General features: G+C 52.8%; 11 protein-coding genes and 2 pseudogenes. 10 read left to right on the forward strand and 3 right to left on the reverse strand.

What is annotated here, in order from left to right:
* From TU86_RS22950 to TU86_RS17375, 5 genes and pseudogenes are all read left to right on the forward strand, one after another.
* Nucleotides 1–218, forward strand: a pseudogene (locus TU86_RS22950) (hypothetical protein); the annotation flags it as partial.
* Nucleotides 215–466, forward strand: a complete 252-nt coding sequence (locus TU86_RS17360; RefSeq protein WP_048365563.1) for a hypothetical protein — start codon at nt 215–217, stop codon at nt 464–466. The pseudogene TU86_RS22950 and the gene TU86_RS17360, both read left to right, overlap by 4 nt.
* A 58-nt stretch (nt 467–524) precedes the next feature.
* Nucleotides 525–1,058: a glycoside hydrolase family 19 protein gene (locus TU86_RS17365; RefSeq protein WP_048365564.1), complete on the forward strand. Its 534-nt coding sequence runs from the start codon at nt 525–527 to the stop codon at nt 1,056–1,058.
* On the forward strand, nt 1,055–1,429 hold the full coding sequence (locus tag TU86_RS17370; protein WP_239658821.1) for a hypothetical protein: 375 nt from the start codon (nt 1,055–1,057) through the stop codon (nt 1,427–1,429). Before TU86_RS17365 ends, TU86_RS17370 begins: the two co-directional genes overlap by 4 nt.
* Entirely contained in the window at nt 1,426–1,728 is a 303-nt protein-coding gene (locus TU86_RS17375) for a hypothetical protein (RefSeq protein ID WP_239658823.1), read from the forward strand. Before TU86_RS17370 ends, TU86_RS17375 begins: the two co-directional genes overlap by 4 nt.
* 155 nt (nt 1,729–1,883) lie before the next feature.
* Here TU86_RS17375 and TU86_RS17380 read toward each other — a convergent pair whose 3' ends face one another.
* Complete coding sequence (locus tag TU86_RS17380; RefSeq protein WP_048365565.1) at nt 1,884–4,535, reverse strand: EAL domain-containing protein; 2,652 nt, start codon at nt 4,533–4,535, stop codon at nt 1,884–1,886.
* A gap of 590 nt (nt 4,536–5,125) precedes the next feature.
* A pseudogene (locus tag TU86_RS22585) lies at nt 5,126–5,685 on the reverse strand (transposase); the annotation flags it as partial.
* 216 nt (nt 5,686–5,901) lie between these two features.
* Between TU86_RS22585 and TU86_RS17390 the strand changes: the two are divergent.
* From TU86_RS17390 to TU86_RS17410, 5 genes are all read left to right on the forward strand, one after another.
* On the forward strand, nt 5,902–7,953 hold the full coding sequence (locus tag TU86_RS17390) for a type VI secretion system Vgr family protein (RefSeq protein ID WP_048365567.1): 2,052 nt from the start codon (nt 5,902–5,904) through the stop codon (nt 7,951–7,953).
* 23 nt (nt 7,954–7,976) lie between these two features.
* Nucleotides 7,977–8,804, forward strand: a complete 828-nt coding sequence (locus tag TU86_RS17395; protein ID WP_239658824.1) for a DUF4123 domain-containing protein — start codon at nt 7,977–7,979, stop codon at nt 8,802–8,804.
* Entirely contained in the window at nt 8,801–9,565 is a 765-nt protein-coding gene (locus TU86_RS17400; protein WP_053076056.1) for a hypothetical protein, read from the forward strand. The genes TU86_RS17395 and TU86_RS17400 overlap by 4 nt, the downstream gene beginning before the upstream one ends.
* 12 nt (nt 9,566–9,577) lie before the next feature.
* Nucleotides 9,578–11,785 carry a lipase family protein gene (locus TU86_RS17405; protein ID WP_082152916.1) on the forward strand — a complete coding sequence of 736 codons (2,208 nt, stop codon included), beginning with the start codon at nt 9,578–9,580 and terminating at the stop codon, nt 11,783–11,785.
* A 1,740-nt stretch (nt 11,786–13,525) separates the two neighbouring features.
* Nucleotides 13,526–18,349, forward strand: a complete 4,824-nt coding sequence (locus tag TU86_RS17410) for an NEL-type E3 ubiquitin ligase domain-containing protein (RefSeq protein WP_048365569.1) — start codon at nt 13,526–13,528, stop codon at nt 18,347–18,349.
* On the opposite strand, the gene mnmC is transcribed toward TU86_RS17410, so the two are convergent.
* On the reverse strand, nt 18,336–20,312 hold the full coding sequence (gene mnmC, locus TU86_RS17415) for a bifunctional tRNA (5-methylaminomethyl-2-thiouridine)(34)-methyltransferase MnmC2/FAD-dependent 5-carboxymethylaminomethyl-2-thiouridine(34) oxidoreductase MnmC1 (protein WP_048365570.1): 1,977 nt from the start codon (nt 20,310–20,312) through the stop codon (nt 18,336–18,338). The genes TU86_RS17410 and mnmC overlap by 14 nt on opposite strands.
* Nucleotides 20,313–20,368: the final 56 nt, after the last annotated feature.

Consider the following 20,368-nt stretch of genomic DNA (forward strand, 5'->3'; position numbering starts at 1 on the left):
CAACGGCGAAACATTCGACTTCACCACCATTCCCGAAGGCGCGGTGTTGCCTGAGTCCGGCTATCAACTGCGAATACATCATCGGCGACATCACCCGTAGCAACGGTCACTTGATCATCTGCCTGATGTTGCCGTGCGGCCCGGACTCCTCGGACGCTGCCAACTTCCCCGAAGACATCGTCAACCCACGCAACGGCCACATAGGGCTTCCTGAATGAACATCGACTTCAGCCAACTCAAAACCGCCGAACAGCTTCAGGCCGATAAAGAACGCGTCGAACTCGACGGCATATTAGCCACACGCCGCGCGGCTTACCTGAGCGAGTCAGACCCGCTACGGTTGGAGGCTGACTATGACGGCCTGAGCCAGGGCAACGCGCCGGACTACACCGCGTGGCTTGCCTCCGTCGCCGACATCAAGAAACGCTTCCCGCTGCCCAAGGCGGTCGTTCCGACCAAAGACTAAAGCCGCACGCACCACCGACCCCCGCCGAGTGCGGGATTTTTTTTGCCTGGAGAAAGCCATGCCCATCACCGCGCAGCAGCTGCTGCAAATCCTCCCCAACGCCGGCCACGTTGCCGGCGTTTTTGCACCTGTACTCAACACCGCCATGAACCGGTACCAGATCGTCGGCCCGCAGCGTGTCGCGGCCTTCATCGCCCAGATCGGCCACGAGTCTGGCCAGCTCAAATACATGCGTGAAATCTGGGGCCCAACCGTCGCTCAAGCTCGATATGAGGGCAGGGCCGACCTCGGCAACACTCAGTCGGGGGACGGCTCCAAGTTTCGCGGGCGTGGCCTGATCCAGATCACCGGCCGCGCCAACTACAAAACGTGCGGCGAAGCGCTGGGCCTTAACCTGATCGATCAACCCGGGCTGTTGGAAAAACCACAACACGCATGTATGTCGGCTGCGTGGTTCTGGGCTACCCGAGGCCTCAATACCCTGGCTGATGAAGGCAAGTTCGACACCATCACTCGGCGTATCAATGGTGGGCTGAATGGGCTAGCGGATCGTCAGGAACTGTACGCACGGGCGATGAAGGTGTTGGTGTGATCCCCGGGGTTTGGAAAATTGTGGGTATAGGGCTTGCGGTGGTCCTTCTGATGGTCTTGGGTGCCGGTGGCGGGGTTTGGCTGACCGCCTGTCACTACCGACCGTTGCTTGATATCGCAAACACAGGCCTGACCGCGGTCAAGCATAGCCGCGACAACCTCGAAACCTTGGCGGGTGAGCAAGGCAGAAAGCTTGGTGAACTGGTTTTGGCTGGAGATATGCGGGAGCGGAATGCGGCAATGGTGATCGCAAAAGCTAAGGAAGACGCCCAGCCAGATTACGCCGCAGCTAACAAACTTCTGCGGGACCGAACCGGTGGTGATCCGGCCGAATCCGTAACATTTATCATTGATCAGGAGCTTGGGTTATGAGCTGGTTGACGGAATCGACTAAAAAGAAAAATTGGTTGGCGCGATCTTTATCAACCGGATTAGTGCTGGCTCTACTTTCGGGCTGCGCAACTCCCGAGCCAGCGGTGCGCAATGTGCGGGTTGAAGTGCCGGTGATGGTTCTGTGCAAAACGCGGGAAGTTACGGTGCCGCTTTGGGCCGCCGCTGGGCTCAAAAAGTCTGATTCGCTTGAAGTAAAGGTGAGGGCGCTGCTTGCTGAGCGTCGTCAGCGGATTGGGTATGAGCGAGGATTAGTGGCAGCAGTTACTGCCTGTCAGTAAGCGCGATGTGCCGGAGAATTCTAGCCCAACCGTCGATGTGTGGCGAATGCATGCGATTATAATTAAATTTTGTAGATGCATTATTTAGTGCATGTATGGGGTGCTTTGACTGCGTTCTAATTTATAGTTTTTAAAGTTACACTTCGAAAGAGTTGCTAGCGTGGACCGTTGAGTAGCTCAGGGGGCGAATCTAATATTAATGCCTCAAAGCACTCTGCGATAACAGGTTTGCCAAACAGATAGCCTTGAAAGTGTCTGCAGCCACAACCTATAAGTGAGTCGTGCTGCGCGAGGTTTTCCACACCTTCGGCAATTACTTCAAGCCCTAAGCTCTGCGCCATGGCAAGAATGGCGCACACAATAGCTAAGCTGCTTGTGCTTTCTGGTAAGTCGCGCACGAACGACTGGTCAATTTTAAGTTGGTCTAGCGGTAATTGTTGTAAGTATGACATTGACGAGTATCCTATGCCGAAATCGTCAATTGAAAAGCTGATACCTAATTCTCGCAGCGCCTGCATGTGTATCGCTGCCTTTTTTTTATCTTTTAGCAAAATAGACTCAGTTATTTCGAGCTTTAGGTATAATGGATTAGCTTGTGTTGTGGTAAGTGATTGTGTGACTGATTGGGTAAAATCAGTCTTGTAAAGAGTTCTAGTGCTGATATTTACAGAAAGACTCAGGTTGGCCGTGCGCGGATTTTTAGCCCATTCCGCAAGTATTAAGCAGCCGTTATGCAGACCTTCCATATCGATAAGTTCGATCAGATCGCTTCGCTCTGCAATTTCGATAAAAATATCCGGTCCAAGTATGCCTAGCTGGGGGTGCTGCCAGCGTGTGAGAGCCTCAACTCCCTCCAGTTCCCCTTGAATATTGACTTGGGGCTGAAGAAATAATTTAAATTCACCTTCTGTCAGACCGCGGCCAATGTCCTGCTCCAGTTTCAGGCTCATGCTTACTGCCGCCTGCATCTGTGGGTCATAGAAACACATTGAATTCTTACCTGAAGCCTTGGCGCCGTACATGGATAGATCTGCATGCTGCATTAGTTCATCCGGCGTGTACTGCTCGTCATTGAATAATACAACGCCCATGCTTGCGCTCGTTGTGAGGCGATGATGATTGAACAGATAAGGTTCGTGTAGCGCCTTTAGGAGCTTGCTAACGACATGCTCAATCTGAATTGCAGCCTCTTTCTTACCGGTCTTAAGCTCTTCTAGCAGAATCACAAACTCATCTCCGCCCAAGCGTGCAACTGTATCGAGCTCGCGAACGTTATTTGCGAGGCGAGTGCTTACATGACAGAGCAGTTCATCACCAACTTTATGGCCATGCAGGTCATTAATGTTTTTAAAATCGTCAAGGTCTAGGAAAATCAGAGCCGCGTAAGTATGCTTTCGGCTGCACGCGACGAGCGCCTGCTGCAGGCGGTCATATAGCAAGCGCCGATTGGGAAGTCCGGTTAATGGATCAAAAAAAGCCAGGTGCTGAATTTTTTGTTCGTTATTTTTTCGCTCGCTTATGTCGATAAATGAAGCCACATAATTATTTACTTGTCCGTGTTCGTCATGCACAGCACTTATAGTCAGCCACTCGGGCGATATTTCACCATCTTTGTGTCTGTTCCAGATCTCTCCCGCCCAGCCGCCAGTTTCTTTGAGGGTTTGCCACATGTTTTTATAGAATTGCGGACCTTGCTTACCTGAAGCGAGTATTCGAGTTGGCTGTCCCATCACTTCAGCTTCGCTATAGCCTGATAGTTTGGAGAATGCTCCGTTAACTTTGATGATGCGTGTTTGCGCATCGGTAATAAGCATGCCTTGCTGACATTCAAAAGCTATAGCAGATATCCGAATTTCTTGCTCTAGAGCCACCCGCTCGGTAATGTCTCGTGCCATAAATATCACTGCAGGCAGGTCTCCACTCAGTATGTCCAAGCGGCGAGCACGACCCTCAAATATACGCTTGCCGATCTGAGTTTGCATGCTGTACTCAATTGTCTGTGGTTCATTGCTGGCTAAAGTCATGTGTATAAACTGCATAAGCAATTCAACCTGTATCTGAGGAAAACTATCCTGCAGATGCTTACTCGTTGGTCTAGTAGCGCTTGTAGGGAACTGCTGTTTATCTGAAGATTTGATGACTGTGTAGTTACCACCCTGGTCTATTACTATGGCTGTATCGGGCATAGCTTCAGTAATGGCTCGTAAATAAGCTTCACTTTCATGTAGGGCCTCGCGGTCATTCTTTTGCTGATGAATATTCCGCAGAATTAGACCTAGTAGTAGAGTTGAGAGCAGCTGTACGAATACCAGCGGCCATAATGCGTTCTCTACAAATATTGCAAATATTTTTTCAGACAATAGCCTTATATTTAAAATTTGCAACCCTTGAACAATGCAGCCGAATATTAGTAGGGATAGGGCGTTCAAAGGAATACTTCGCTTCTGATGCAGATAGTGAAAGGCCATCCCCATCAGCACCGACATCAGAATATTGAGCAACCCCGGTATGGCACCAACACCTCCAACCCAGAAGCGATAAAGTCCCGCGATGCACCCAGCGATAAGACCCACTAAGGGCCCTCCAAATAGAGCGGACAAGCTGAGAATTACAGTGCGGCCATCGATTATGATCCCTTGTGCTAAGACTAAAGGGGTCATCATGCCAACAATACAGACTAGGCCAAATAATGCACCGGTACATATTTTGCTTAGTAGAATATGTCCCTTGACATTACGTATGAGCGTCTCGTGTAGCCAGCAAAGAGTCATCAGCAGGGCAAGGTTTTCGATAATGTCGAGGAGCATTCAGTTCACCCCGGGCTCGGATTCATGTACTCATGATTCAATGTAGTAGCAATTGGTTCGCCTTGGGTTTCTAAAAGCGATCAACGGTTCTTGGGGCGGGGATTTCACCCTTACACGGTCTGTGGGGCGATGTCATTAGGCGATTACTTGCGCCAGTAGCAGGTAATTTTAGTACATTCGCTCTAATTCTGTTTCGCAGGCAGTCCATCGCCAGTTTGCTGGGTATAAGCTGGAGCTGTTTGCTGCATGGTGATCGTTCGGCAGGACGCCGTAGGTCAGTACCTTTTACAGTACCTATTGGTGTGTTTTCGTGCGTATTGCTGCGGGGCGAGACAGCGGATAACCCTTGATTCTATTGGGTCTGACTACTGAGCAAAACTCACAAATAATTGCATTCCACTTGACCACCCATTTGCATTGCTGCTGACCAGTCAATTGCATTCGAACTGACCAGTCGTTTGCACAGGACCTGACCAGCATCCTGAGTATCCTCGACCGGTTGAATTCACAACCCAAAGCTGACTGTCCTCAACGGTTTAGACGAGCGCCATTGAGGCCTGAAGGGGTCTACGAAACGCAGGGTGGCTAAGTTTTCTGACCAGTTCCAGTTCACGCATCAACCTGCGTACCTTGAAGCGTCCAATGTGCTCCATTAACATGATGCTTCGACTGCCCGTAGCACTTCGTCCTTGGGTGAACAGCTCTTTCACTCTGCTACGCAACCTAAGTCGCTCAACGTCTGGTGTTCGCCGCCTGAGGCGATGTGCGTAGTAGCCCGAACGGGCAACTTCAAATGCTTCGCACAAGCAGTCAACAGACTCATGGGCACTTAGCTGATCGATCAGCGCGCACGCTCGAGATCTTCCGACATCAAGAGCGCGGTGGCCTTTTTTAGTATCGACTTCTCGCGTTCAAGGGGAGTAATTCGCGCCTCCAACTCCTGGATTTTTTGCTGCTCTGGGGTTAACGCTTTGCTTTGCGGGGTGATGCCGGTGCGCTCTTTCTGAAGCTGGTCGACCCAGCGGCGCAGTGCCGATTCCCCAACACCGAGTGAGCGGCTAGCCTCAATGAAGCTGTAGTTTTGCTTGAGCACGAGGTCGGCAGCCTCGCGTTTGAATTCTGATGAAAAGGTACGGCTTTGTTTGGTCATCTGACACCTCAGTCTGGCGAGCATTCTCGCCTAAGCGGGTGTCCGGTTTCATTAGATCACTACACCCCGGGTTTCATTAGACCACTACAAATTGCTTCAATTCCTACATCAATTTTTCTGCCGTTTTGTTAGCGTGATCGAAAATTTAAGCTTGCTCAGGCTAGGTATGGCTTTGGCTTCGCGTTTTGTCTCCTCTCTCAGCTTAAGGATAAGCGTATGTTCGCGCCGGCTAATGCTGCGCACTTCACGTTACTGATCCCATCTGTTCGTAACGATTTTAAGGTGCTGGCCTTTCACGGCACCGAAGCTATCAGCAGCTTGTATTCGATCCAGATTGAACTGGTCAGCGAGTCGCCTGATTTCGATCTACAAAGTCTACTAAGTCAGCCTGCTTTCCTTCAGTTCGGCCTGAATGGCGAAGGTATCCATGGGCGAATCGAAGATGTGTTCGTGGGTGAGGCCGGTAAACGCCTGACCCGTTATCAACTGACATTGGTGCCCGCTCTGCACTATTTGCAGTTCAGCCATAACCAGCGGATCTTCCAGCACCTGACGGTGCCGCAAATCATCGCCCAGGTCTTTAAAGGTCATGGCATTCAGGCCGATGCCTATACCTTTCATGTCAGCACAAGCACTGAGCGCGAATACTGCACTCAATACGGCGAAAACGATTTCGAGTTCATCCAGAGGTTGTGCAGTGAGGATGGGATTTCGTGGCACCATCAACACAGTCAGGATGGCCATCATCTGGTATTCACCGATGATCAGACCTATTTCCCCAAGCTGGGGGGCACACCGTATCAGCAAGGCTCAGGCCTGGCGGCTGATCACCCGATCGTCAGCCAATTCTCCATGCGCTTTAGTACTCGTACCAGCACGGCCACGCGCAGGAGCTATGATTTAAAACGCCCAAGCCTGTTGCTGGAAAGCCAATTCACTGCCGAGTTTAATCCTGCGCTCGAAGACTACCGTTACCCGGTGCTGCACAAAAATGAAAAGCTAGGCAAACAGCTTGCCCGCCAGGCCCTGGAGCGGCACCGAAGCGACTACCAGTTGGCTGAGGGTAAAAGCGACCAGCCAATCCTGCGCAGCGGCCACTTCTTCGACCTGACCGACCACCCGCGTCAGCAGTGCAACGCGTTGTGGTTGTTGCTCAGTGTCAATCACGTCGGAAAACAACCCCAAGCTCTTGAAGAAGCGACCATCAGCGACGTGAGTCCTGAAGACGGCTTTACCCAAGGTTACCGCAACAACTTCAGCGCGATTCCCTGGGATGTGTTCTACCGTCCACCGCTGCTCACGCGAAAATCGATGCTGGTCAGCCAGACAGCCCGTGTAACCGGTCCAGCGGGGGAAGAAATCTTTTGCGATGATTACGGGCGGGTTAAGGTCGAGTTTCACTGGGATCGCGCCGAGCTAGGCAGCGACAAGAGCAGTTGCTGGCTACGGGTTTCATCCAGCTGGGCCGGGGATAGTTTCGGTGCGGTGACCATCCCGCGTATCGGCATGGAAGTGGTGGTGACCTACCTAGAAGGTAATCCCGACAATCCGTTAATTACTGGTTGCGTGCCTAATAAGGTCACGCCTGTGCCGTATCCCTTGCCCGCGAACAAAACCAAAACGGTTCTGCGCAGTCACAGCTCGCCCGCCAGTGGCGGCTACAACGAGCTGTCGATTGAAGACCGCAGCGGCCAGGAGTTGATCTACCTGCGAGCTCAGCGTGACATGGAGCACAAGGTCGAAAATGACAGTCGGCTGGAAGTGGGTAACGAACGGAGGGAAACCATCAAGGGCAACAGCATCGCTGTGCTTGAGGCTGAAGATCAGCGCACCGTTACGGCTGACCGCAAAGTCCAGCTCAAGGCTAATGACAACTTGCAGGTAGCCAACAGCAGCCACACCCGTGTCGGTCAAACGATGGTGGTCGAAGCGGGCCAGGAAGTACACCTCAAAGCCGGGGCTAATTTAATCCTTGATGCCGGGGCCAGCATCACCTTGAAGGCCGGTGGCCAACACATCGTGATTGGTCCCGGTGGCATTTTCAGTAGCACCGAGATTCAAATCGGCGGTGCGCCGGCTGGAGGAACGGCTGCTAATCCGTTGTTGCCGGGTGTATTAGCGGCCCTATTCACCCCACCCGCACTGCCTATTATGGCACCGACACAAAGCGCGCTGATGGCGGCCAGTAAAGTTAAAGGCGCTGACTTCTGCCCGCTTTGCGAGGCCTGCAAGAATGGTCTTTGCCGGCCCCAAGGAATGACATCATGATGGCTGCCTGCCCTCAGCAATGGATGATCGATCAGCTAAAACTCGACCATGCTCTGTGCCTGATTCTGGATTCGGAAGGCGAGCTCGACGTTCGCCAAGCCTTGCTGAAAAACAGTGGCCCTGATCAGCATTGCAGTGTGTACAGCGAGACTCAGGTCTCCGATTTGGCGGATGCGGGGCCTTTCATATTCCTCGTCGACAATCCTGACGATGAACGCATCCGAGGTCTACTCAAGGTGCCTGAGCGTAATTGGGGCTGGCTTGCCAGTATTCGTAGAGGTGACCTGTCTACGCTGATCCAACACTGGCGTGAACGGCTGATTATCGGTACGCGGCCCAATCAAGCGCTGTACCGCTTCCACGACAATCGCGTCCTAACCCGTGCCCTGGGGCATCTCCCTGAAGAAGCTCGCCCTGAGTATTTGGGGCCAACGATCAGTGCGTGTTACTGGCAAGGCGTAAGCTGGGAAGTCATCCACAATCCTGCTCCCGGAGAGTACCCGCTTCCTGCTGATCCGATGTGGCTGAACATCCCAGCACCGGCCAGTCAGTCGATGGAGATGCTTCAGTCCAATATCTACCGGTATCTGTGGGCAGAACACAGCGGCGACCTGATGCGACTCAGCCAGCGTCAAGACCCAAGCCTTTGGCTTGCAGAACAACTCACCCAGGCTCAGCAATGGGGATGGTCTGTCCCTGAGCAATTGCATTTCTTGATTATCAACAAACTCAATGAAACTGAACCTCCCATCATAAAAAACTGGTTGCCTCATGCCGGCGAAGCGCCACAGGTTCACTTCGAGCGCCTTTTTAATGAATTGAAATTCTGGTCAGGAGAGCCATCAGCATGATGCACGTACGACACTTTACTCCTCATTGCCTTCGGGTCTTATTTGTGAGCGCAATGGCCTTGGTTGTTTCGGGCTGCTCAATGGCGCAGACAGAAAGCTTTACCTTCCAGGCTGACATGCCAGAGAACTTCACCGTTAGGCCGATGGCGTATTACGACTCAGCCTCAGGCGAGGCGTGTTCCGGGCATAACCTTATCCAAAGCGAGCAGCCTAAGGGAGTGCGTCCGGTTGAGTTCAAGCTGCCACTGACGGACACAGCGAAGGGTTGTTCAATGGTTTTGACAAAAGTGGTGCTGCATATCAAAGGACAGTGGGGCAAGCGCGAGCTGGACATGAGTCTACAGACTGCTGGTTTATCGATTCATGATGAACCATCAGAATCGGTTCGCCCGTTCCCTGAGTCTGGACCTCTAGTCTTTCAGGGCCAGTGCCAGTGGTTGTTTCGTACGGTGGGATCGAAACGGTTTATCAGGAAAATCCTACAGTGCCGGGCGCTCGACGCGAATGGCGTTGTGCAGAAAAGCTTGGCGGGCGGAGCGTTGCAGCGCGATCAGTTAGCGGGCAAGACTGTGAAATTGGTCCTTACAGAGGCGAAAGAGGAAAAGCCTTACTTTGGTCGTTCATGGCTAGAAACTCCTAATGGGTGGAAGCCCTGTGTCGAAACGAAGGACACGTTCCGGTGCCAAACTCCGCCGAGTTTCACAGACTTCAAAATGCCTGATGGACGTGACTGTACCGTCTACCCCAATTGCACCGAATAAGGACATCAAAGGATGAGTTCGTATAAACCCATGGAAGATGGGGATAAGTCGGCTTTTAGCGACAAGATGTTTACCTGCCCAAACAAAGGGCACTGGGTTAGTTTTCAGTTGGTAGACGAGTTCGGTGATGGCAAACCGTATGCTGGTCTTGCCTATATCCTTCAGGACAGCGCGAAGCAACAGTACACGGGGGTGCTGGACGCCAAAGGGTTTGCCAAGATTGAAGACTGCTATCGTGGGCCTGTCGTATTAATGTTCGATAGTGAGTATCAAGGTGGCTTTGATATTTGGTATGAAAAGATCGTGGATAGGGACTCTTACCCACTGCCGATTACCGAACTCCAGGTCCGCGCCGAACAAACCCGTTTCTTCCACAAAGACGGATTTCCTGTCGATCACAACCCCGCGTACAAAGCCGGAGATAAATTCATCCAGGTCGAGGTGAGGGATCTGGTCAAACGTAGTGCGCATTTACCCCCGCGCGTTGACCGTAAATATCCGCCAGATGACATCTTGGTAAGAGCGCTCGATGAGCTGAGTTTTGGTCCAGAGCCGGTATCTCAAGTAGGTGTTGGGCTACTGTCGAACCGGCACACGCTGCTACAAGTGCGACCACTGCGTGCGTTTAGACCCATGCTGTCAACCGATAATGCTTTCAGTGCGTTGAACCTGTACCAGCTCGCGATTATGTCGAATTTGAGCTATTCCAATTTCGGTCAAAACCCCGTTAAAAATCCTGTGGACTTCGTGAGTTTTCCGCTGGATCCAAGCGTCGGTAACTTTTTTGGTGACGCGCTTTCGAACTATCGAGAAAGTTGGAAGGTAGACAGTTCGCAGTCGTCGGTTCACCGTTACTATCCATTGTACGAAGAAGTGCCTTACTCAAAGCGCTTTGAAATTTTGCCGTTCGACCCAACGGTGTATGAGCAGAATAAGCCTAGCGACACTCAGGAGCATCCTACCAATCTGCATTTTTTTGACGACATCAATGAGTGTTGGGTTAGCGAAAAGAGCACGCAGGCGTTCATCACTCACCATGATGAAGTCATACTGATTGCTATCCGTGGAACACTGGAATTGTCAGATTGGTGGCGGGACGCGGATGCGGCACAAGTGCCCTTCAAAGAAGGTAAAGGAAAGGTCCACAATGGCTTTTACGATGCCTATCAGGCGTTGAAGGAGTTTGTTAAGGACTATTTGGATCGGTTTCACATCGGGCAAAAAATCATTATCAGCGGTCATAGTCTGGGGGGCGCGATTGCATTGCTGCTGGCTGAAGCTCTTCGCAACTCTACTGATAACGATTACGACATTCTCCTCTACACCTATGGATCGCCACGCGTGGGGGATGCCACGTTCGTCGCCGCTGCCAAGCCGCTGACGCACCACCGGATGGTGAACAACAACGACATGATTCCCGGTGTCCCTGCGCCTTGGATGAACGCACGACGAACTATTTGGATTCCTGGGCTTGCGACACTTTTTATTACCAACCCTGTTTTAGGCATCTTGATCTTCCTCGCAGGCATGGTTCGTGTTGGTGGTGATCCTTATCAGCACCACGGCACGTTGCATCACTTCATGCCCGTGGATTTTACCGGGAAGGAAAAGTCGGCGATTCTCTGGGATCCGGGATGTGTCTCCATAGAAGAGGCCGCTTGCACTCGGGCTCTGGCCAAAGATGGCGATCTCCCATTTCGTGGAGGTTTTATCGATCAAGCCATGAATCTAGGTGATCACAGTATACCGGGGTCCTATATCCCGTTCTCTTGGGCGACCTTTCGACGTTGGCAGCAAACTCAAGAAACTGGCGGGACGGTGGTCACTAAGGGTGAATACGATCTGGTGGCGGCAGCATTGGAGACGATGAACAGCAAGGTGAAGGATCAAAGCAAGCAAACAAGAGACACTCTGCGTTATGCCAACAATGACCCAGAGTACCTACAAACAGTAACTGACTTGAACAACGAGTCGCGAAATCTTCTCGACTCGCTGCAACGACTTAAAATACAAAAAGGGCGCCATCTTACACTTGTCGATGTCTACGGCAGTGTTGCGCAATCTCCCAACTTGGAAGCCGCTCTCGATCGCTGGAAGGGACAGCGGGAGAACATGCGGAACGTGCAGATTGCAATGATTCCTCAGCAGGACGATGGCGATTTGATGTTCGCCTCTCGTATAGGTGCGCCTCATACGCTGGACATCGATTCTATTGTTTAGTGGGAGTGTCTACCGGTTTGTGCGTGGAATACGCACAAGCCAGTGGCGCCTTTGCTATGGCTAACACGTGGGTCGTACCTGGAAAACTTCCCTCGAGTCCATCCCCGTACACTAGGAGTTACCTTATTGCGATGCGTGTTTTCCGGTCAGACCGAGTCTCGAGCTTGACCGGTTAACTCACCAGATTTCTCATGAAAAACTCAAGTTCAATGGTCGAGATTCGTGCTCCACCCGACTACCACAGATGCCTACCCGCCGAGCTCCACAGCCAAGCGGATGCCTTTATCCGCTATCTGCACGAGCTACCCAATAAATCACCGGTCGAGTGCCCAGTGTGCGGTCATCCACGCTTTAGACTGGAAGCCAGCCAAAATCTGCGTCTGTCGTTTTACCGCTGCGCAGCTTGTAATAAAGGCTTTAACTGTCTGTCTAAAACCCCGTTTTCGGGGTACGGGCTTATGTACCGGTGGTCGAACTATGGTCAGTACCTGTTAGCGGGTTGGCCTACGTCCGCTATTGCCAAATCCATGGGTATTTCGCCCAGTGCCACGTGGAGCTGGATTAAACCCTGCCGTGCCGTGATTGCCAAAGAGTTTCCAGCCCTATATCACTGGTGGTCAGCACGGCAAGATCGAACTAACCTGAAGGCGCCCACGTATATTGCCGTCCAAGTCCAGGCGTTCCTAAATGGGTGTCCGGTTTCATTAGAACACTACAGAACCATGCGCAAAGCTAAAAGCTCGGATGAAGTACGCTGAATTTTCTATTGGTTTTCAAAGTGTTGCTGTGCAATTTTAAGTAAATATTAGATCGATTATAGTTAGAGAAATTTATCGTTTGATTGGTGTGGATAATGTTCGGATTACAGCTGCCCGAGCTATTGGGCGTACTCGGGGTTATCTGGCTTGGCGTAGTGGTTGGACTGATTGCGTGCTTGCGTAAAAAGTGAAAAGCAAAGCCCCAGAAGTTCGCGGCTCCGGGGCATCTATTCCCATATCCTCCACTCAATTTCAGTGAGCGTGGCGCGCTATCAGAATCTTTCACGGCGAACTGATCGCGCTAACTTTTTGATAAAACTCTTCGGGCGGCTAGTCTTGTCTCTGTTGCAGCTACGCATGATTAGATACGCTCTAACCCCGAGTGCTACAAGACAAAAAACCATGCCGGTGTTGAATTGAAATGTAGTCATGATATCCACCCACAAAACCCAACAGTAAATACTCTCAACGCGACAAACCTTACGCAAGGCGGAGTTGTTACAAATTGACTCAGCGAACGCGGCAGGTGAGCGGAAACTGATTTTTTAGGATTGTGTTCGTTCGGCAGGACGCCGGGGGAGGGTGGGAAATCTCGTACCAGTTTTTGTACCAATCAATGTTCCCTTGAGGGACTCTATGGGGCTTCAGAGCACGCTGAAGCCCCTTGTCTAGCGCCTTTGGAATACGCCAGCTAATCCACACATAAAGCTTGAACCCTTTTGAAGCCGGGCCTGTTGCGTTATGGCCCTGTTTTTGGATCGGATAAAAAGCTCTGACCTGTCTCCCGATCCCTTCGGCGCTAACACATCGTCAGAGTGCGCCGCCGTAAGTCGTCTGTTTTTTACGAGTCCCTGGTTTGCGTGAACGTTCAAAAAAATTCGCAGGCGCTCACTTGAGTCTACTCATAAGTATGTACGGCATCTTCCCCGCACGGCGCAGGTAGCGTGATGGCCTGTTTGCTCTGACTTGAAGAAGATCGCTTATGACCCGCTCACTGAACAAATTACCCTTAGACGCCCGAGAAGCCACTTTCAGTGACTTTGAGCCCTTGGAGATGGTGCAAAGTCACCTGCCCAAGTGGCTGGTGGACGCCGATCCCGGCATTCTCACGGCCTTGAATGAATCGATGGCGCAAAGCCGCTCCTACCATGGCTTGATCGGCAAAAAGTTCGGTGAGCTACAGAGTGTGGAGGTGTATTGCGGGGCGCTGCTGGCGGCTGAGGCGTGGCGTGAATTCGGGCCTTTGCTGGATGTTCGCCGCGATTATCTGGCAGTCGTCCACGTTCATCTGGTTGTGGACGACACGCTTGCTTTTTCGTTGCGTCATTACACGGTGCGCGATGAGCCAAAAACATTGTTGTGGGCAGCACTGCAAAACTTTTCTGAGGCTGAAGCACTGCCGGGTGGCTTCAATCCGCAAAGTCATATTCGTCACGGCGGGCATGTAGAGCAGGTCAGTGCGGTTAAACCCCAGCAGTTTGCCGCCCTGTGCCGCAAGCTGGACCTTGGGCAAAAATATCAAACCTATCTTCAGCAGTTTTTGGGGGTCCCCGCTTCAGGCACTGCCCAACCCAGCGCCGCGCAGCAAGCGACGCTCACTCACCTGCAACGGCTCAAAGCCTATGACATGCAGGTGGATGCGCATATTGGGCTGCTAAAAAAAAATATAGGACAAACCGCTTATCAGGCCGTGTTGGCCGAGTTGTCGGGTGCTACAGGGGCTGAATCCGTGACAGCGGGGGTGCTGGATGGAAAGCCCGTATTGCTCAGTTCAATGTCCATTCTGGATACCGTGATTGACGGGGTGGTGCTGTTCACGTCTGACGCGCCTCTGCTGCATCCCGATAACCGGCTGATTGTCTATATCCCGAACGATCCGGTGGCGCCGTTTTTTGAGTTCAGTTCATTACAGGCGTTTACCAATACCTTAAGGCTGCGACTGCAAGAGCCGGCTTATGCCCATTTCTTTTCGCGTTTTGTCAGCCTGCGCGCGCGTGCAGATTTCATGCAAAAAGTGGATGAGAAACGCGATCGTTTAAGCCTCACAACAGCCGCTCTCAACATGAGGGCGGATCACTACTTGTGCCAAGTGCAGCTTAAAAACATGTTTGCCGATGCCCGGATGCTGGCAGTGCCGACGGGCGTGCTGGACGAACAGGCGCGTGAAGCGCGTTGGCAGTTCTACAAAAATGCGGGCTTGTTATTGATCAATGTGGCGGCCCTGTTTGTACCCGTATTGGGCGACTTGATGCTGGCTGTAGCGATTGGCGACATGCTCAAGGAGGTTTATGAGGGTGTTGAGGACTGGTCTCAGGGCGATGTCGATCACGCTCGTGAACACTTGCTCAACGTTGCCAAGGAGGTCGCAATCGATGCAGGCATTGTAGGCGGGGCCACCGTACTCAAGAGCGTTGCCAGTCGCTTGAGTGCTGCGACCAAGGCGCACTTCGAAGGCTTGCAGCCCATCAAACGCGATGATGGAGCGGTTCGCCTTTGGGACACAAACATGCAGCACTACGTGAATGAGCAGGCAGCTTTGCACCATCACACGGCTGATGAGCAGGGTTTTTTCACTGTCGCTGGCAAGCAGTATGTTGGTGTGGATGGCAAGCACTATCCGGTTGAATTTGATGAGGCCCTTGGGCAGTGGCGCATCACTCACGGTCGCAGACCCGAGGCCTTTAAGCCTGCGTTACTGCATAACGGCAAGGGCGCTTGGCAGCACGCCCATGAGCAACCGTTAGTGTGGCAAAGCAGTGAGGTTTTAGTCGGCCGGTTGAGCGATGCGAGGGCTGGCCTGGATGAGCGCGCACTGGAGCAAGTCAGGCAGTTGACCCATACGCCCGAAGCCGTGATGCGCCGTGTACACCTTGATAATCTGGCCGCACCACCTTTATTGGCGGTAACCCTTAAACGTTTTGAGATAGACCGCCGCCTCGATGCGTTTATCGAACAGATGAACACTGCTGACTATAACGCTCATCGCTGGGCCGATTGGCAGTTGCATCAGTTGCCTTATTTGCCAGAGTGGCCTTCAGGTAAGGGCCTGATGGTGGTTGATGGGTCAGGCAAGACCCTTGCACAGTATGGCAATGCGCAGTGGGCAACGACTTCGCATATCAACCTGACGGACACGATCCTGAAGCAAGGGAAATTGTTGGATGCTGTCCTGGCTGCGTTGTCGAGTGCTGAGAGCAAGACACTGTTAAGTCATGGTTTGAAGGGGGATCTCAAACCCGCCCAAGCGTTGGCTCAATCCTTGGGCAATTTTGTCAGGGATAATCGCCCAGCAGTGTTTGACCGGTTGTATGCCTTATTCAACGTGTCGTCTGTACCCGAGGCGAGCGTTATAGAAGCCATGTTTCCAGGGCTACCGCGCCCTTTGGCCCAGGCGCTGTATGAATCGGCCAACCTCGATCAGCGAGCAGTTTTACGCACCTCTAAAGTCCCGCTTCAGTTGGCAGAGGCCGCACGGGTGTATCTGCGCGAGGCCAGGTTGAATCGAGCCATTGAAGGGTTTTATTTGCGCAGTAGTAGCAATGCGGACACTGAAAAGTTGGCGCTGCATTTACTGACACGCTCACCCCGCTGGCCTACAGGCATGGTGCTGGAGGTTCGAGAGGGGGCCTTGCAAGGGCCTGTGATTCGTCGCATCGGCAGTTCTCAGGCCATGACATCGCGTGTGCTGGTTAAAACAGGCGCAGGCTATCAACGCTATCAGTTGCGTGGATCTGTTCAGGTGCTTGAACCGGGTATATCCGCGTCCTTGACTGAGGCTGTCTTTCAATCATTGACGGCGCTTGAACGTGAGGCGATGGGGCTGGGTCTCTCACCGGAGACCGCTCATATCAATGAGGCGCTGGCTGCCCGGGCGGCTCAAAGCCGTGATGAAGTTGCTCAAGCGCTTGGCATGCAGCCGGTTAAGCCCGGCTTTAAACCGCCCACCATCATGGCGGATGGCCAAATTGGTTATCCCTTGTGCGGCTTGGATGCAGGGGTTCAGTCCTCGGCCATGCAGCTACGGGTGCGTAACTTGTTTCCTGAATTTAATCAGGATCAGGTGCTCTATTATCTTGAAAATTTGGAAGCGACTGGTGTAAACCCGTTGATCTTTTTGCGCGAACGCAAGCGTATAAGAACAGAGTTACGCAAATGCTTGCAGATTTGGATCGATGCACCATTGACGGATGTACCGGTCGGTGCGTCCTACATTGACTATTCGGAAAACAGGTACCAAGCCGCAGGGTTGATTGAACGAATATGGCGCCACGATCCTCAGCATTTTGGTTTGGCCGGTATTGCCGAAGGCCACAAATTGAGTCTGGAAGGTCTGCGCCTGTTAAGTTTTCCGGCATTGCCCGTCATGGCCGATTTCAGTCATGTCCGCGAACTCAACTTGAGCAATATGAATTGCAAGGACACCGCTGCTAATTTTCTGGAGCACTTCAAGGGGGTGGAGTCTCTTGCAATGGACAACAACGAAATGAGTCACTTGCCTTCTCAATTGGAAAGAATGCCCAACCTGCGGCGCTTATCTGCGGCTAGAAACAATTTGTTGCTGAGCTCAGGCACTCAGGAGACCCTCAACGCCTTGGGCAAGTTGGAAATCCTCAATCTTACCGACAACTTTCTAGGGGCCGAACTGGACCTCAGCCAATTGAGGTACTTGCGCCGGGTGTACCTGCGCCGTACGTGGATTGATCAATGGCCAGAGGGCCTGATTACCCGCCCACTGCTGGAGGCGGCTGATTTACGAGAAAACCGCATCGCAGAAATACCGGAAGCGGTTTATCAAGCTCCGTCCAAATTCACACGCAACATCACACTGTCAAAGAACCCGTTATCAAATGCCAGCAAGCTACGTTTGGGCCGCTATATCATGCAGGGCGGAAGTTCCATGGGGATTAACAGTGATGAACTGCTCAGTGAAGCTGCTGCGTTTGAATTCTGGACCACCGGCATTACCAGCCTTGAGCAGTCCAAGCGTGAACAACTCTGGAATAACCTGAGAGCTGAGCCTGCTTCTGAAGACTTGTTCAATGTGTTCTCCCGGCTTACCACCACCGCGGACGTCCAGACCGTTCGCCATGATCTGAGCCGGCGCGTCTGGGAAATGATTGAGGCTGCCAATGACAACATACTTTTGCGTCAGGACCTGATCAATATTGCCGCCGCTCCTCGCAGTTGTACGGACAGTGTGTTGATGGCTTTCAGCAACCTTGAGATTCAAATGGAGCTGGCGCGGGTATCAGCCCTGGAGGAAACTCAACTGTCAGAGTTCTCTTCGTTGGGCAAAAGTTTGTTTCGTCTGGAAAAACTGAGAAAAATTGCTAAGCGACACTGCGAGCTGGTCGTGCAACAGGGAGGGGCCGCGCCGGACGAACTTGAGGTGCTTTTGGCCTACCGCATTGGGTTGGCCAAAGTCCTCAAACTGCCCGGTCAGCCTCACAGCATGACGTTCAAAAATCTGGCAGGTGTGACCCAAGAAGATTTGAATCAAGCCCGATCAGCTGTTGAAAGTGCCGAGAAAACCATTGAACAAAACACGTTTATCAGCACGCTTGAGTATTGGAAACAATATTTGATCAATGGGGCCCAGGCAGAGTACAGCGTTTTGACAGAGCCTTATTTTGAGGCGCTGAGTGAATTGTTAAAAAAATCCCCCGAGATGGGCAGTCAGCGCTATCTGCGCAGGGTCAGCGAAGTGCGCAACCAAATGGACGCCGCCGTTGATGCCTGGAGCCTGCAAAAAACGAACGAGTTGTTGGAGACCGAGGAATCAGGTTCGTCCACTACAGCCCTTTGATCAGCGCACGCAATGCGAAGCGATTGGGGTGGCAGGCTTCAGCAATTGCGCGCGGGACTGGCAGTGGCTCGTTATTGATCCAGGCAGCAAGCATTTCACCGGACAGCGGTGCGGTAATCAAACCGCGAGAACCATGCCCACTGTTGACATACAAGCCGTGCAACCAAGGGCATGGGGTATCAGGTACTTGCCGTGCATCTTTGCGTAACACGGCATAGGTGCTCGCAAACGCCTCAGGGTCTGACAGTGGGCCGACGATTGGCAGGTAATCCGGGCTGGTACACCGAAACGCCGCCCAGCCTTGCAGCTGTGCCGGATCAAGTTGCTCGCCGAAAAGGCTGCTTAATTGCGGCGAAATTTCATGCATTAAATCGAGGTTTCCCTGATGTCCGGCCGGGGTAGTGGTCAAGTCATCGTTATGGAAATCGAAGCTGGCGCCCAAGGTGTGTTCACCCAGTCGGCCAGGTGCGACATAGCCTTCGGCACACACGACGGTATTCAACACGGCACTGTGTTCGGTTTGCACCAGTTGAGTGATTTGCCCGCGAATGCGTTTGAGCGGTAAACCACTGCTGGCGGGGAAGCGTTTAACCTCGGCGGCACCTGCCAGAATTACCACCGGTGCGCTGGCTAATACCCGTTCTCCATCACAGGCTTGCCACTGGTTGTCGACATTATTCAGTTGCAACACGTCATGGTGGGTCAACACCTGAATATTGGGGTGCATCGCCTGGTATTGGCATAACGCAGGCGGGTGAACCCAGCCGCCTTCTGGATAGAACAAGCCACCCTGCGCCAGTTCTATCCCGGCCAGTGCCTGGGCCTGAGGCTGGTCGAGCACGTGCACCAGGGCTGGCGCAAACGCACCCGCCAGTTGAGCCTGGCGTTGTGCTTCTTTGGCGTTGAAACCTAATTGCAGTACGCCGCAGTCATCCCAGTCGCGGCCGCGTTGCAGGTGTTCGAGCAAGCGTCGGGTATAACCGAAACCGCTGACAATCATTTGCGACAAAGTGGTGCCGTGAGCCGACAGCTTGAGATACAGCACCCCTTGTGGATTGCCCGAGGCTTCCTTGGCCAACCGTTCGTGGCGCTCCAGCAGAACCACCTGCCAGCCACGTCTGGCCAGGCTGTTGGCGCTGGCGCACCCCGATAATCCGCCGCCGATGACCAGTGCTTTGCGTTCAGTTGTCGGTTGGGGAGGGCGGGCATACCAGGGCTTGACAGCTGACGTGGCCAGCGCCTGTTCAGGCACGCCCAGAAAAGTGCCGCGCAGTATTTCCCACTTGTGGCCTATGCCGGGCGTTCGACGCATTTTGAAGCCTGCGTCATTTAACGCCCTGCGCACCCAGCCAGTACTGGTGAAGGTGCTGATGGTGGCGTCAGGCGCCGCCAGCCTGGCCAGTTGAGCGAACAGTTCGGGTGTCCACATGGCCGGGTTTTTTGCCGGTGCGAAGCCATCCAGGAACCACGCGTCAACCTGTGCGTCCAGTTGGCTCAATTGTTCCAGCACATCGCCGATCAGCAGCGTCAGCGTCACCCGGCCATTGCCCAGCGTTAACGTCTGAAACCCCGGGTGGATCGCGAAATAAGCAGCCAGTAACTGCTCACTGACATCGCTTAATTGCGGCCACAGGGCCAGGGCGCGGTGCAAATCGTCGCGAGTGAGCGGGTACTTTTCAACGCTGATGAAGTGCAGGCGCGCATCCGGTTGTGCCGTTTGTTCAAACAGCTGCCAGGCGCAGAGGAAGTTCAGACCCGTACCGAAGCCTGTTTCACCAATGACCATTTGGCCATTAGCCCGCAAGGCGGCAAAGCGCTCTTTGAGCGCGTTCTGTTCGATAAAGACATAGCGCGTTTCTTCAAGGCCCGTGGTGTCCGAAAAATAGACATCATCAAACACCCGCGAATGGGGGCGACCTTGGTCATCCCAGTCAAGCTGGGCATTGGGCATTTCAATAGTCATGTGCGGCTCGACATCGGCAAGGCGGCCATTCTAGCTGATCGGTACGCGCGCGAATG

Source organism: Pseudomonas weihenstephanensis, assembly GCF_001043055.1.
GTDB lineage: Bacteria > Pseudomonadota > Gammaproteobacteria > Pseudomonadales > Pseudomonadaceae > Aquipseudomonas > Aquipseudomonas weihenstephanensis.